This is a genomic window from Limimaricola cinnabarinus (assembly GCF_002723615.1).
Taxonomy (GTDB): domain Bacteria; phylum Pseudomonadota; class Alphaproteobacteria; order Rhodobacterales; family Rhodobacteraceae; genus Limimaricola; species Limimaricola cinnabarinus_B.
This window is the reverse complement of sequence record NZ_KZ304958.1, coordinates 99,344-113,467: the sequence shown is the minus strand read 5'-3', so window position 1 is coordinate 113,467 and position 14,124 is coordinate 99,344. Positions and strand designations below refer to the sequence as shown.

At 68.5% G+C, this 14,124-nt stretch carries 13 protein-coding genes; 9 read left to right on the top strand and 4 right to left on the bottom strand.

The window, feature by feature from the left end; all coding sequences use genetic code 11:
• Nucleotides 1–50 precede the first annotated feature (50 nt).
• Complete coding sequence (locus CJ301_RS10070) at nucleotides 51–1,637, bottom strand: ABC transporter substrate-binding protein (protein WP_099276920.1); 1,587 nt, start codon at nucleotides 1,635–1,637, stop codon at nucleotides 51–53.
• 28 nt (nucleotides 1,638–1,665) lie between these two features.
• Nucleotides 1,666–2,283, bottom strand: coding sequence for a helix-turn-helix domain-containing protein (locus CJ301_RS10065; RefSeq protein WP_099276918.1), 618 nt, complete (start codon nucleotides 2,281–2,283; stop codon nucleotides 1,666–1,668).
• A 220-nt stretch (nucleotides 2,284–2,503) separates the two neighbouring features.
• On the opposite strand from CJ301_RS10065, the gene CJ301_RS10060 reads away from it, so the two are divergent.
• Genes CJ301_RS10060 through CJ301_RS10040 form a run of 5 tightly spaced genes read left to right on the top strand, consistent with a single transcriptional unit; the run spans nucleotide 2,504 to nucleotide 6,521 of the window.
• The gene (locus tag CJ301_RS10060; protein ID WP_420216004.1) at nucleotides 2,504–3,532 is read left to right on the top strand and encodes an ABC transporter permease; all 1,029 of its coding nucleotides are present in this window, start codon (nucleotides 2,504–2,506) and stop codon (nucleotides 3,530–3,532) included.
• 5 nt (nucleotides 3,533–3,537) lie between these two features.
• Nucleotides 3,538–4,440: an ABC transporter permease gene (locus tag CJ301_RS10055; RefSeq protein ID WP_099276979.1), complete on the top strand. Its 903-nt coding sequence runs from the start codon at nucleotides 3,538–3,540 to the stop codon at nucleotides 4,438–4,440.
• A complete protein-coding gene (locus tag CJ301_RS10050; RefSeq protein WP_099276914.1) occupies nucleotides 4,437–5,273 on the top strand; it encodes an ABC transporter ATP-binding protein in 837 nt (278 codons plus the stop codon). The genes CJ301_RS10055 and CJ301_RS10050 overlap by 4 nt, the downstream gene beginning before the upstream one ends.
• Nucleotides 5,270–6,013, top strand: a complete 744-nt coding sequence (locus CJ301_RS10045) for an ABC transporter ATP-binding protein (protein ID WP_099276912.1) — start codon at nucleotides 5,270–5,272, stop codon at nucleotides 6,011–6,013. Before CJ301_RS10050 ends, CJ301_RS10045 begins: the two co-directional genes overlap by 4 nt.
• Nucleotides 6,014–6,023: 10 nt before the next feature.
• Nucleotides 6,024–6,521 carry a GAF domain-containing protein gene (locus CJ301_RS10040; RefSeq protein WP_099276910.1) on the top strand — a complete coding sequence of 166 codons (498 nt, stop codon included), beginning with the start codon at nucleotides 6,024–6,026 and terminating at the stop codon, nucleotides 6,519–6,521.
• 76 nt (nucleotides 6,522–6,597) lie between these two features.
• On the opposite strand, the gene CJ301_RS10035 is transcribed toward CJ301_RS10040, so the two are convergent.
• Nucleotides 6,598–7,959, bottom strand: coding sequence for a formimidoylglutamate deiminase (locus tag CJ301_RS10035; protein WP_099276908.1), 1,362 nt, complete (start codon nucleotides 7,957–7,959; stop codon nucleotides 6,598–6,600).
• Nucleotides 7,960–8,041: 82 nt separating this feature from the next.
• Between CJ301_RS10035 and hutI the strand changes: the two genes are divergently transcribed.
• From hutI to hutU, 4 genes are read left to right on the top strand one after another with little or no spacing between them, the layout of a single operon-like run.
• Entirely contained in the window at nucleotides 8,042–9,250 is a 1,209-nt protein-coding gene (gene hutI / locus CJ301_RS10030; protein WP_099276906.1) for an imidazolonepropionase, read from the top strand.
• Nucleotides 9,247–10,785, top strand: coding sequence for a histidine ammonia-lyase (gene hutH, locus CJ301_RS10025; RefSeq protein WP_099276904.1), 1,539 nt, complete (start codon nucleotides 9,247–9,249; stop codon nucleotides 10,783–10,785). The genes hutI and hutH overlap by 4 nt, the downstream gene beginning before the upstream one ends.
• On the top strand, nucleotides 10,782–11,579 hold the full coding sequence (hutG, locus tag CJ301_RS10020) for an N-formylglutamate deformylase (RefSeq protein WP_099276902.1): 798 nt from the start codon (nucleotides 10,782–10,784) through the stop codon (nucleotides 11,577–11,579). Before hutH ends, hutG begins: the two co-directional genes overlap by 4 nt.
• A complete protein-coding gene (gene hutU / locus CJ301_RS10015; RefSeq protein ID WP_099276900.1) occupies nucleotides 11,579–13,243 on the top strand; it encodes a urocanate hydratase in 1,665 nt (554 codons plus the stop codon). The genes hutG and hutU overlap by 1 nt, the downstream gene beginning before the upstream one ends.
• Nucleotides 13,244–13,297: 54 nt before the next feature.
• On the opposite strand, the gene CJ301_RS10010 is transcribed toward hutU, so the two are convergent.
• Nucleotides 13,298–13,987: a GntR family transcriptional regulator gene (locus CJ301_RS10010; RefSeq protein WP_099276898.1), complete on the bottom strand. Its 690-nt coding sequence runs from the start codon at nucleotides 13,985–13,987 to the stop codon at nucleotides 13,298–13,300.
• Nucleotides 13,988–14,124: the final 137 nt, after the last annotated feature.

Below are 14,124 nucleotides of genomic sequence, written 5' to 3'. Positions count from 1 at the left end.
AAAAGGACCGCCGGCGCGAAGCCGGCGGCCCGGAACGGTCGAGGGGAAGATCAGCCCTTCTCGACCAGCCGGTAGAACACGAAGTCCGAGGTCGCGCCGTTGACGTAGCCCGAGACGTCGTCATCCATCGCGACCTGGTAGGAGGCCTGGAACATCACCACGATGGGGCTTTCCTCCTGCGTCTTCTTCTGCAGCTCGCGATACATCTCGAGCCGCTTTTCCGGGTCGCTCTCGGTCAGCGCCGCGCGGGTCATCTCGTTCATTTCCTCGGGCACCGCCCAGGCGTTGCGCCATGTGGTGGTGGCGGCATAGGCGTCGTCGGAGTTGTCCGAGTTGTAGGCGAAGGCCTTGGCGTTGGAATGCGGGTCCATGAAGTCGGGGCCCCAATAGAGCAGCATCGCCTCGTGGCTGCGCTCGCGGTACTTGGTGATCACCTGGCTGCCGGTGCCGGGCAGGATCTCGAAGTTGATGCCCGCATCGGCGAAGCTTGCCTGCAGCGATTGCGCCATGTCGGTGAAGGGGGCGGCATTGATCACGTCGAGCGAGACGGTGATCGGCGTCTCGATCCCGGCCTCGTCGAGGATCTGCTTCGCCCTTTCGGGGTCGTAGCTGTAGGGCGTCTCGTCATAGGAGCCCGGAAAGCCCTTGGGCCAGAACGCCTGGTGGATCTCCATCTGGCCGTCGATGATGCTGTCGGTCATGCCGGCATAGTCGACGAGGTAGCGCGCCGCCTCCCAGACCGCGGGCGGGGTCAGGCTTTCGGTCTTCTGGTTGAAGGACAGGAAATGCACCGCCGCCTGCGGGAAGGTCTCGACCTTGATCTCGTCCGACGAGAGCGAGGCGATCTGGTCCGGCGTCAGGTTGCGCGCCATGTCGACATCGCCTTGCTCCAGCAGAAGCTGCTGCGTCGCGGCCTCGGCCACGTGCTGCAGGATCAGCCCGTCGATCTTCGGCGCGCCCTTGAAGTAGTCGGGGTTGGCCTTGAGCCGGACCAGCTCCGCCGGGCGGTACATCTGCAGCGAGAAGGGGCCGGAGCCTGCGGCGTTCTCGTTGAGCCAGGCATTGCCCATGTCGCCATCGGTCTCGTGCTCCATCACCGTCGCCATGTCGACGATCGAAGCGGGGCGCGCGGCCAGCACGTTCAGCACGAAGGCGGGCGAGAACTCGCCCTCGTAGCGGATCGTCACGGTGTTGCCTTGGGCGGTGATCATCTCGTCCACGTTCTCGGGCGTCCAGCCGAGCTGGGCGAGGATGAAGGCCGGGGTCTTGTCGAGCTTGATCACGCGGGCGAGCGAGCCGGTCACGTCCTCTGCGCGCACCGGGTTGCCCGAATGGAACACCGCGTCCTCGCGCAGAGTGAAGGTGATGGTCCGGGCCTCGGCGTCGGCCTCCCACTCGGTCGCCAGACCGGGGGCGAGCACGGTCGGGTCCTCGGCGTCGTATTGCACCAGCCGGTCATAGAGGTTGGTGACCAGCTCGCCCGAGGTGAACTCGTAGGCCTGCGCCGGGTCGATGGCGACGATGTCGTCGATGTTCTGCGCCACGACCAGCAGGCCGGGGGGCGTCTCGGCAAGGGCGGGGCCGGCCAATGGCAGCGCCAGCGCCGAGGCCAGCAGCGCGGATTTCAGGGTTTTCATGTCTCTCTCCCGTTGGTTGTCGTCTTCGTCATTTCAGCAGCCGGGGCGGCGCGTCGGTGCGGCGCGCGCCCGCGCGGTGCAGCACGCCGAGCGTGCCGGTCCACAGGATGCGCGCGGGGCGGTCGGTCGGGTTGCGCCACGCATGCGGGGTCGCACCCGAGTAATGCAGGCTGTCGCCGGCGCGCATGTGGAAGGTCTCGTCGCCCAGCACCTGCTCGATCTCGCCTTCGAGGATGACGATGATCTCCTCGCCCTCGTGGCGCACCAGTTCGGAAACATGGCCCGCGGGCACGTGCAGCATGTAGGAGGAGAGCTCCGAGCCGGGGAATTCGTGGCTGATCTGCTCATAGACCAGATCGGAATCGGCGAGCGAGAACCGCACCCGCCCGCCATCGCGGGTCAGCGCGTCGGCCGGGCGCGGGGTGGAGACGAAATAATCGAGCCCGACATCCACCGCCTCGGCGATCTGCGCCAGCGTGCCGAGCGACGGCGCAGCGTTGTCGCGCTCGACCTGGCTGAGATAGCCGACCGAAAGCCCGGCGCGCTCGCCAAGCTGCTTGAGCGTCAGCCCGAGCTGCTTGCGGCGCTTGCGGATCAACGGCCCGAGCGGGGCGCCTTGGCTGGTCTGATGGGCGGTTCGGGGCATGGTCGGCGGGTGTCTTTCCGGGTCGAAGCGGATCGGGGTTCACAAAAATTATTTTGATGTAAGCAAAAGTTTTTGCTTGAACCAAGCGAAATTGTCGTGCCGTCTATGAAAAATATTCCGCCTCGTGCGGGACCGGACCCCGTGGCCGCGCCCTGCCGGACCATGCTTCAGCCAAGGAGCCCCCGTGCCAGCCGTACCCCGATCATCGACCCTGCCCGCGCTGGCGCTGCGCCGTGCCCGCAGCTTCGCGGTGCCGCTGGCGGGGTTCCTGCTGCTGACCGCGCTGACCTTCCTGGGGCTTCTGGCGATCACCTTCTTCATCGGCCGCGTGGTGCCGATCGACCCGGTGCTCGCCGTGGTCGGCGACCGCGCGACGCAGGAGCAATACGAGGCCGCGCGGCAGGCGATGGGGCTCGACCGCGCGCTCGTCGTGCAGTTCGTCGATTACGTCTGGCAGGTGATGCAGGGCGATCTGGGGCGCTCGGTCTCGACCAACCGGCCCGTGGTCGAGGATCTGGCCCGCGTCTTTCCCGCGACGCTGGAGATGGCGACGATCGGCATCGCGATCGGCGTGGCGCTCGGGGTGCCGATGGGGGTCTGGGCGGCCGCGCGGCAGGGATCATGGGTCGATCAGGTGATCCGGGTGCTGGCGCTTCTGGGCTATTCGGTGCCGGCCTTCTGGCTCGGCCTCGTCGGGCTCGCCATCTTCTATGCCGGTCTCGGCTGGGTCGCGGGGCCCGGGCGGATCGACATCTTCTATGACGGCATCGTGCCGCCTGTGACCGGGCTCTTGCTGGTCGACAGCCTGATCGCGGGCGACACCGGCATCTTCATGAACGCGCTGAGCCACATTGCCCTTCCCGCGGCGATCCTCGGCTTCTTCTCGCTCGCCTATATCGCGCGGATGACGCGGTCCTTCATGCTCGACCAGCTGAGCCAGGAATACGTGGTGACGGCGCGGGTCAAGGGCCTGCCCGAATGGCGGGTGATCTGGATCCACGCCTTCGGGCCGATCCGGGTGCCGCTGATCACCGTGATCGGGCTGAGCTATGCCGGGCTGCTCGAAGGCTCGGTGATGATCGAGACGGTGTTCTCCTGGCCCGGCATCGGCAATTACCTGACCGTGGCACTGCTCAATGCCGACATGAACGCGGTGCTCGGCGCCACGCTGGTGATCGGCGCGGTGTTCATCTTCATCAACCGCATTTCGGACGTGCTCTACCGCGTCCTCGACCCGAGGAGCCGCTGATGCAGATGCTGCGCCGCGACTGGTATCACGACGACGCGCCCGCCTCGCGGTTTCAGGCCAATGCCGGGCGCTTCTACCGCGCCGGGGGCCTGCTGATGCGCAACCCGCTCGCCGTGCTCGGCGGCGCGATCATCCTTTTGCTGGTGCTGACCGCCGCCTTCGCGCCGTGGATCGCGCCCTACAGCGCCGTGGGTCAGGACCTCTCGGCGCGGCTGCTGCCGCCCTCGGCGCAGCACTGGATGGGCACCGACGAGCTGGGCCGCGACATCCTGAGCCGGGTGATCTACGGCGCGCGGATCACGCTGATGATCGTGGCGCTGGTGGCGGTGATCTCGGCGCCGCTGGGGCTGATCATCGGCGCGGTATCGGGCTATTTCGGCGGCCTCGTCGACAAGGTGCTGATGGGGATCACCGACGTCTTCCTGTCGATGCCCAAGCTGATCCTCGCGCTGGCCTTCGTCGCGGCCCTCGGCCCGGGCATCGAGAACGCGATCATCGCCATCGCGATCACCGCTTGGCCCGCCTATGCCCGCATCGCCCGGGCCGAGACGCTGACCTTCTGCCAGGCCGATTTCATCGGCGCGACAAGGCTTCTGGGCGCCTCGCATGGGCGGATCATCCTGCGCCACGTGCTGCCCTTGTGCACCTCCTCGATGATCGTGCGGGTGACGCTCGACATGGCGGGGATCATCCTCACCGCCGCGGGCCTCGGATTCCTGGGCCTCGGCGCGCAGCCGCCGCTGCCCGAATGGGGCGCGATGATCAGCCGGGGCCGGGTCTTCATCCTCGACCAGTGGTGGGTCGCCACCATGCCGGGCTTCGCGATCATCCTCGTCAGCCTCGGCTTCTGTTTCCTGGGCGACGGTCTGCGCGACGTGCTCGACCCCAAGCAGGGGGGCAAGTCATGAGCGCGCCGCTACTGAGCGTCGAGGATCTGCGGGTCAGCTTTCCCACCCCCACCGGCCGGGTCGAGGTGGTCAAGGGGCTGAGCTTCGATCTGGGGCGCGAGCGCTTGGGCATCGTCGGCGAGAGCGGCTCGGGCAAATCCATGACCGGTCGGGCGATTTTGCGACTGGTGCGCGCGCCGGGCCGGGTCGAGGCCAGGCGCCTGGAATTCGAGGGCACCGAGATCCAGTCGCTCTCCGAGCGCAAGATGCGCGACCTGCGCGGGGCGCGGATCTCGATGATCATGCAGGACCCGAAGTTTTCGCTGAACCCGGTGATGACCGTGGGCCGCCAGATCGCCGAGGCGCTGCAGGCGCATGAGCGGCTGGACCGCCGCGCCACCCGCGCGCGGGTTCTGGAAATGCTCGAGGCGGTGCGCATCAACGAGCCCGAGCGCGTGGCGAAGATGTATCCGCACGAGATTTCCGGCGGCATGGGCCAGCGGGTGATGATCGCGATGATGCTGATCCCCCGCCCGAGCCTGCTCATCGCCGACGAGCCGACCTCGGCGCTCGATGTCAGCGTGCAGGCGCAGGTGCTCGACCTGATCGACGAGCTGGTGCGCGATCACGGCATGGGGCTGATCCTGATCAGCCACGACCTGAACCTCGTGTCGCGCTATTGCGACCGGATCATGGTGATGAACGCAGGCCGCGTCGTCGAAAGCTGCGCCGCCGCCGATCTGCGCCACGCCGAGCACCCCTATACCCGTGGGCTTCTCGCCGCCGTGCCGCGCATGCACGAGACGCGCGACAGCCTGCCGGTTCTCGACCGCAGCGACTGGAGCGGCACATGAGCGCGATCTCCCTGAGCGATCTCGACATCTCCTACGGCAGCGCGAAGGTGGTCGAGGGGGTCAGCTTCGACGTGGCCGAGGGCGAAAGCTTCGCGCTGGTGGGCGAAAGCGGTTCGGGCAAATCCACCGTGCTCAAGGCGATCGCCGGTCTCGCCCCGGACTGGACCGGGGGCATGTCGGTGCTGGGCCAGCCGCGCGGTCACCGGCCCGACCGCGGCTTTGCCCGGCGCTGCCAGATGGTGTTCCAGGACCCTTACGGCTCGCTGCACCCGCGCAAGACGGTCGACACGGTTCTGAGCGAGCCCTTGCAGGTGCACGGGCTTGGCAACCGCGACGCCCGGGTCGAGGAGATGCTGCGCGCCGTGGGTCTCGACCGGCGGTTCCGGTTTCGCTACCCGCACCAGCTCTCGGGCGGGCAGCGGCAGCGCGTGGCGATTGCCCGCGCGCTGATGCTGGAGCCCAAGGTGATGCTGCTCGATGAGCCGACCTCGGCGCTCGATGTCAGCGTGCAGGCCGAGATCCTGAACCTCTTGAAGCGGCTGCGCGCCGAGCAGGGGCTGACCTACCTGATGGTGACGCACAACCTGCCGGTGGTGGGCTTCATGTGCGACCGGATGGCGGTGATGAACCGCGGCCGCGTGGTCGAGATCGCGCCCGCCACGGCGCTGCATGACGGCAGCTTTGCCGACCCCTATTCCCGCGCGCTCTACGCCGCTTCGGGCGGCACCGCGCATGACTGAAGGATGTTCCATGACGACGACCCCCGAGGCGCAGGCCCGTTTTCGCGCCGCGCTTTCCGCGGCACGCGCCCCCGGCGACGCCTATGCCGCGCTGCAGGCGCTGGCCCAGACGCTGATCGGCGCGCGGCTGTTCACCGTGATGACGGTCGACATGGGCGCGATGCTGGCGCGGCGCGCCTATACCAGCCACCCGGTCGATTACCCGGCCTCGGGCACCAAGCCGATCGAGATGAACGACTGGTTCGAGATCGTGCATGGGCGGCATGAAAGCTTCGTGGCGAACCGGCTCGACGAGATCGACCGCGTGTTTCCCGATGCCGCGCTGATCGGGCGGCTGGGCTGCGGCTCGGTGATGAACCTGCCGGTGCTGCTCGGCGGTGAGCTGGCGGCGACAATCAACATGCTCGACGCGGAGGCGCATTTCACGCCCCCTCGCGTGGCGCTGGCCGAAGCCGAGCTGACGCTTCCGTCGATGGCCGCGCTTCTGGTCGAAAACCGGCTGGCATGACAGCAGCCGCCAGGCCGGCCGAGCGGCGGCTGCAAACCGGTGTCCTGAAAGGGGGCGGGCATTCGAACTGGCGGGATCAGGATGCGAGCAGTCTTTCGATGGCCGTGCGATAGGCTGCGAAGACGGCATCCCGTGCGATGTGATGCCCGCCGCGCACCATGTGCCGCCCGGCGCTCCAGACATCGGTGACGACACGGTCCGTCGCGGCGAAGACGAGGCCGTCCAGCAGGCTGTCGCGCGAAAGCGCGCAGAGCGCGGCGGACTGGCTGTCGATCGCAACGAGATCGGCCAGCTTGCCGGTGGCGATCGAACCTGCCTCGCGGGCGAGAGCCTGCGCGCCGCCTCGCGCCGCCGACATGTAGAGAAACCGGCCGACCGACCCCGCACCCGGCACCAGCACGTTGCGGCTCCCGTCGCGCAGGCGCTGCGAATATTCCAGCAGGCGCAGCTCTTCGGTCAGCGAGATGTTGACGTTGGAATCCGACCCGATCCCGAAGCTTCCGCCGGCCTCGGCATAGTCCGGGCCGTTGAAGGCCCCGTCGCCGAGATTGGCCTCGGTGATCGGGCATAGCCCCGCTACGGCGCCGCTTGCTGCCATGTCGCGCGTTTCGGTCACCGTCATGTGGGTCGCGTGGATCAGGCACCAGCGGTCGTCGACCGGTAGGTTGCCGAGCAGCCATTCGACCGGCCGCGCGCCCAGCCAGTCTTCGATCTCGCGCACTTCGCGCGGTTGCTCGGCGATATGGATGTGGATCGGCCCCTGCCCGTGCCGCGCCACCAGCCGCGACAATTCCGAGGGCGAGGTGGCGCGCAGGGAATGGGGTGCGATGCCGATCCGCGCATCCCCCGGCAGGTGCCGCAGCGCCGCCGAGGCCGCGTCGAACAGGCGCTCGAACTCGTCCACGCCGGTGCCGAAGCGCCGCTGGCCCGCGCTCAGTTCAACCTGCCCCGCGCCGCCATAGCTGTAGAGCACCGGCAGATGCGTCAGCCCGATGCCGGTCCGCGCCGCCGCCGCGAAGATCCGCTCGGACAGCTCGGCGATGTTGTCATGGGGCACGCCGCCGGGCTGGTGATGAACGTAATGGAACTCTCCGACGCTGGCATAGCCCGCCTCCAGCATCTCGACATAGACCTGCGCCGCGATCGCCTCGATCTGCTCCGGGGTCAGGCGGTCCATGAAGCGGTACATCAGCTCGCGCCAGCTCCAGAAGCTGTCCCGGCCGGCCTGCCGGACTTCGGTCATGCCCGCCATCGCACGCTGGAAGGCGTGGCTGTGCAGGTTGCCAAGCGCCGGCAGCAGCGTGTCCACGCGGGTATCATTGGCTTCGGGGCCGGTGCCGTGGTCGATCGAGACGATCCTGCCATCGCGCAGATCCAGCCGGACATTCGCCGCCCAGCCTTCGGCCAGCAAGGCCTGCTTTGCGTATATCACGGCCATATCCTGCAATCTTAAAACAGTTATGTATAGACATATAGGCGAACCGTCGGTAAGAGGAAAGCAGAATCCGGAGACATGCCCGATGCCCGATGCACCCCGGCTGCTGACCAATCTGACCGCCGCCACCCTGACAGGAGACGCGCCCTACGGGCTGGTTTCGGATGGGGCCATCGCCATCGAGGGAGGGCATGTCCGCTGGATCGGCGCGCGCGCCGACCTGCCGCCCGATCTCGCCCGGGCCGAGCGGATCGATCTGGGCGGGCGGCTGGTGACGCCGGGGCTGATCGACTGCCACACGCATCTGGTGCATGGCGGCGACCGTGCCGCCGAATTCGAGATGCGGCTGAACGGGGCCAGCTACGAGGAGGTGGCGCGCGCGGGCGGCGGCATCGTCTCGACCGTCAGCGCGACGCGGGAGGCGACGCAGGAGGCGCTCTTGGCCGGCGCCCTGCGCCGCGCCGACGCGCTGATCGCCGAAGGCGTCACCACGCTCGAGATCAAGTCGGGCTACGGGCTCGACCTCGAAACCGAGCTGCGCATGCTGCGGGTGGCGCGGGCGGTCGAAAAGGCGCGACCGGTGCGGGTGAAGACCAGCTTTCTCGGCGCCCATGCGGTGCCGGCCGAATACCGGGACCGGGCCGACGCCTATATCGACGAGGTCTGCATCCCGGCGCTCCGGGCCGCCCATGCGGAGGGGCTCGTGGATGCGGTGGACGGCTTTTGCGAGGGCATCGCCTTTTCCCCCGCCCAGATCGCGCGGGTCTTCGACGCGGCGCGGGCGCTCGGCCTGCCCGTGAAGCTCCATGCCGAACAGCTGTCGGATCTCGGCGGCGCGGCGCTGGCGGCGGGTTACGGCGCGCTTTCGGCCGATCACGTCGAATATCTCGACGAGGCCGGGGTGAGGGCGATGGCCGGTGCCGGCACGGTCGCGGTCCTGTTGCCCGGCGCCTTCTACACGCTGCGCGAGACGCAGGCCCCGCCGGTGCGAATGCTGCGCGACCACGGCGTGCCCATCGCGGTCGCCACCGATGCCAATCCGGGCTCGTCGCCGCTGACCTCGCTGCTGCTGGCGATGAACATGGGCTGCACCCTGTTCCGCCTGACCCCCGAGGAGGCGCTGCGCGGCGTCACCGTGAACGCCGCCCGCGCCCTCGGGCTGCGCGATGTCGGCACCATCGCCCCCGGCCAGCGCGCCGAGCTGGCGGTCTGGGATGTCGAGGCGCCCGCCGAGCTCTCCTATCGCATCGGGTTCAACCCGCTGCATTCCCGCATGTTCGGAGCCGTTCAATGACCTGTCTGACGCTCACCCCCGGCGCGGTGACGCTGGCCGATCTCGTGCGCCTTTATCGCGACGAAGCCGCCCTGCGCCTCGATCCCGCCTGCCATGACGCCATCAAGGGGGCCGCCGCCCGGATCGCCGCCGCCGCCACCGGCGACGCGGCGGTCTACGGCGTGAACACCGGCTTCGGCAAGCTCGCCTCGGTCAAGATCGCGGCCGAGGACACGGCGATCCTGCAGCGCAACCTGATCCTGTCGCATTGCTGCGGCGTGGGCGATCCGATCCCGCGGGCGCAGACCCGGCTGATGATGGCCCTGAAGCTGCTCAGCCTCGGGCGCGGCGCCTCTGGCGTGCGGATGGAGCTGATCACCCTGATCGATGAGATGCTGGCGCGCGGCGTGACGCCGGTGATCCCGGTGCAGGGCTCGGTCGGCGCCTCGGGCGACCTGGCGCCGCTGGCCCACATGGCGGCGGTGATGATGGGCCATGCCGAAGCTGTCTTCGAGGGCGAAACCCTGCCCGGCGCCGAGGCGCTGAAGCGCGCCGGGCTCATGCCGGTGGAGCTTGGCGCCAAGGAAGGGCTGGCGCTGATCAACGGCACGCAATTCTCCACCGCCTTCGCGCTGGCGGGGCTGTTCGACGCCTGGCGCGCGATGCAGGCGGCGCTGGTGACCTCGGCCATGTCGACCGATGCGATCATGGGCTCCACCGCGCCCTTGCAGCCGGAAATCCATGCCCTGCGCGGCCATGCCGGGCAGATCGAGGCCGCCTCGGTCATGCGCGCCCTGCTCGACGGCTCGGAGATCCGCGAAAGCCACCGCGAGGGCGACAGCCGGGTGCAGGACCCCTATTGCATCCGCTGCCAGCCGCAGGTGACCGGCGCGGCGATGGACATGCTGCGCATGGCCGGCCGCACGCTGGAGATCGAGGCCAATGCCGCCACCGACAACCCGCTGGTGCTGACCGAGGCGGGGCTGATCGTTTCGGGCGGCAATTTCCACGCCGAGCCGGTGGGCTTTGCTGCCGACATGATCGCGCTCGCCGTGGCCGAGATCGGCGCCATCGCGCAGCGCCGCATCGCGCTGATCGTCGATCCGACGCTGAGCTTCGATCTGCCGCCCTTCCTGACCCCGGCGCCGGGCCTGAACTCGGGGCTGATGATCGCCGAGGTGACGACAGCGGCGCTGATGAGCGAGAACAAGCACCTTGCCAATCCTTGCGTGACCGACTCGACGCCGACCTCGGCCAACCAGGAGGACCATGTCAGCATGGCCGCGCATGGCGCGGTGCGGCTGGGGCGGATGGTGGCGAACCTCGAGCGCATCCTCGGCGTGGAATTGCTGTGCGCCGCGCAGGGCATCGAGTTCCGCGCGCCGCTTTCCACCAGCGCGCCGCTGGAAGCGGTGCTGAACCGCCTGCGCGCGCATGTCCCGCCCCTGACCGAAGACCGCTACATGGCCCCCGATCTCGAAGCGGCCGCCGTGCTGGTGCGCGGCGCGGCTGTGGTCGAGGCGGCCGGCATGCCGATGCCCGAGCTGCGCGCATGACCCCGGTCGAGGTCGGCCGCGGCGACGGCCCGGTGGTGCTGGGCCTGCCCCATGCCGGAACATGGCTGCCCGAGGATATCCGTGCCCGGCTGAACCCGCGCGGACGCGGGCTCGCCGATACCGACTGGCACATCGACAGGCTTTATGATGGCCTGCTGCCCGGCGCGACCACCGTGCGCGCCACCTTCCACCGCTACGTGATCGACGCCAATCGCGATCCCTCGGGCCAGAGCCTCTATCCGGGGCGGAACACCACCGGGCTGGTGCCGCTGACCGATTTCGACGGCGCGCCGATCTGGGACGACGCGCCCGACGCCCGAGAGATCGAGGCGCGCCGCGTCGCCTGTCACGCGCCCTATCACGCCGCGCTCGAGGCAGAGCTGGAGCGGGTCCGCCAGCGCCATGGCGTGGCGATCCTCTATGACTGCCATTCGATCCGCAGCCATATCCCGTTTCTCTTCGACGGCACGCTGTCGGATTTCAACATCGGCACCAACATGGGCACGACCTGCGCCCCTGCCATCGAGGCCGCGGCGCGCGGGATCTGCGAGCGGTCGGAGGGCTGCACCACGGCCGTCAACGGCCGCTTCAAGGGCGGCTGGACCACCCGCCATTACGGCCGCCCGGCCGAGGGGCTGCACGCGATCCAGATGGAGCTGGCGCAATCGACCTACCTGGCCGAGGAGGCCCCGCCCTGGGCCTTCGACGCCGAAAAGGCCGCCGGGCTGCGCGGGCGTCTCGCCAGCATCCTCGAAACCCTGGCCGATCTGGCCCCGTCCCTTGGAGGCAAATGATGACCGATCCTCGCCACAATATCCGCGACGTCCATCCCCCGACCGGCTCCGGGATCACCGCCAAAAGCTGGCTGACCGAGGCGCCGATGCGGATGCTGATGAACAACCTGCACCCGGATGTGGCCGAGAACCCGCACGAGCTGGTGGTCTATGGTGGCATCGGGCGCGCGGCGCGCAGCTGGAAGGATTTCGACACCATCATCGCCAGCCTGAAGGCGCTGGAGGACGACCAGACCCTGCTGGTGCAGTCGGGCAAGCCGGTGGGCGTGTTTCGCACCCACAAGGACGCGCCGCGGGTGCTGATCGCGAACTCGAACCTGGTCCCGCATTGGGCGACTTGGGACCATTTCAACGAGTTGGACAGGAAGGGCCTCGCCATGTACGGCCAGATGACCGCCGGGTCCTGGATCTACATCGGCAGCCAGGGCATCGTGCAGGGCACCTATGAGACCTTCGTGGAGGCCGGGCGCCAGCACTATGACGGCAATCTCGCGGGGCGCTGGATCCTGACCGGGGGCCTGGGCGGCATGGGCGGCGCGCAGCCGCTGGCCGCCGCCATGGCGGGCGCCTGCTGCCTCGCGGTGGAATGCGACGAGACGCGCGCCGAATTCCGCAAGCGCACGCGCTATGTCGACGAGATCACCCATTCGCTGGATGAGGCGCTGCGGATGATCGAGCGCTGGACGAAGGCCGGGGAGGCGAAATCCGTGGCGCTGATCGGCAACGCGGCGGAGGTGTTTCCCGAACTGGTGAAGCGCGGCGTGCGCCCCGATATCGTCACCGACCAGACCTCGGCCCATGACCCGATCCATGGCTACCTGCCGCAGGGCTGGAGCGTGGCGGAATGGCGCGACCGGCAGGACAGCGATCCCAAGGCGGTGGAAAAGGCCGCGCGCGCCTCGATGAAGGTGCATGTCGCGGCGATGGTCGATTTCTGGAATGCCGGGGTGCCGACGCTCGATTACGGCAACAACATCCGCCAGGTGGCGCTGGAAGAGGGCCTGGAGAACGCCTTCGCCTTTCCCGGCTTCGTGCCCGCCTATATCCGCCCGCTCTTTTGCAAGGGTATCGGCCCGTTTCGCTGGTGCGCGCTGTCGGGCGACCCGGAGGACATCTATGCCACCGATGCCAAGGTCAAGGAGTTGGTGGATGATCCGCATCTGCACAACTGGCTCGACATGGCGCGCGAGCGGATCAGCTTTCAGGGCCTGCCCGCGCGGATCTGCTGGGTGGGGTTGGGCGTGCGCCACAAGCTGGGGCTGGCCTTCAACGAGATGGTCCGCAATGGCGAGTTGAAGGCGCCGGTGGTGATCGGCCGCGATCACCTCGACAGCGGCTCGGTCGCCTCGCCGAACCGCGAGACCGAGGCGATGAAGGACGGCTCGGACGCGGTGTCGGACTGGCCGCTGCTGAACGCGCTGCTGAACACCGCCTCGGGCGCGACCTGGGTGTCGCTGCATCATGGCGGCGGGGTCGGCATGGGGTTCAGCCAGCACGCCGGCATGGTGATCTGCTGCGACGGCACCGAGGATGCCGATCGCCGGATCGCCAACGTGTTGTGGAACGACCCGGCCAGCGGCGTGATGCGCCATGCCGATGCGGGCTACGACATCGCCAGGACATGCGCGCGCGAGCACGGGCTGAACCTGCCCGGCATACTCTGACCGCCCGCCGAAGCCCGCCCCCGTCCCCGTCCCCGCCGGTGCGGGCGTCGCGCCCTAGTACTGCGTGGTCATCCTGTGGCCGCGCCGATAGGTCAGCCGCACCAGCGTGATGGCCTTTCCCTGAAGCCAGGTCGTGCGCTCGGTGCGAAACAGCGCGTCGCCGGTCGAACAGCCGAGATGATCGGCAAGGTCGCGGTCCGCCTCGACCGCCGAAAAGGCGATCTCGGCGTTCGAGAAGGGAAGCTCGGCCACCAGCCACTCGTTCGGGCCGCTGGCCGAGAAATCCGCCTCCGTCACGCGCGGGACGACCTCGGGATTGATCCAGCGATCCTCGTGCTGGTAGGGCATGCCGCCCGCGTAATGCATGCACACCAGATGCAGCACCTGCTGACCGGCGGTCAGCTCCAGCCTGCCCCGCAGCCAGTCCGGCACCTCCTGCATCTTCCGGTCGACCAGCGCATAGCGATACTCCGCCCCCTGGGCCGCGATCTCCTCCCGCACGATGGGGATCGAGAAGCGGGCCTGCCGGATCGGCGTCATCCGCACCCTGGTGCCTGCCTTGCGCTTGCGCTCGACGATGCCCTCCTCGGCCAGCTCCCGCATCGCCCGGTTCACCGTGGCCCGCGCGCAGCCATAGCTCTCGGCGAGGTCGATCTCGTTCGGCAGAAGGCTGCCCGGCCGCATCACCCCGCGCGCGATCCGGTCGAGCAGGTCGGCCTTGACGTCCTTGAATGTCACGCTCATCGACCCGCCCCTGTTCCCGCCTCGGCGGATCTGTTTCGCGGACCAACCCGGCTCATCCATCTTCCATGCAGCATCGGCCCCTGTTCGAGGATGGCATACATAACGAAATAAGGGCAGACAATAAGATCAGCCCCTGT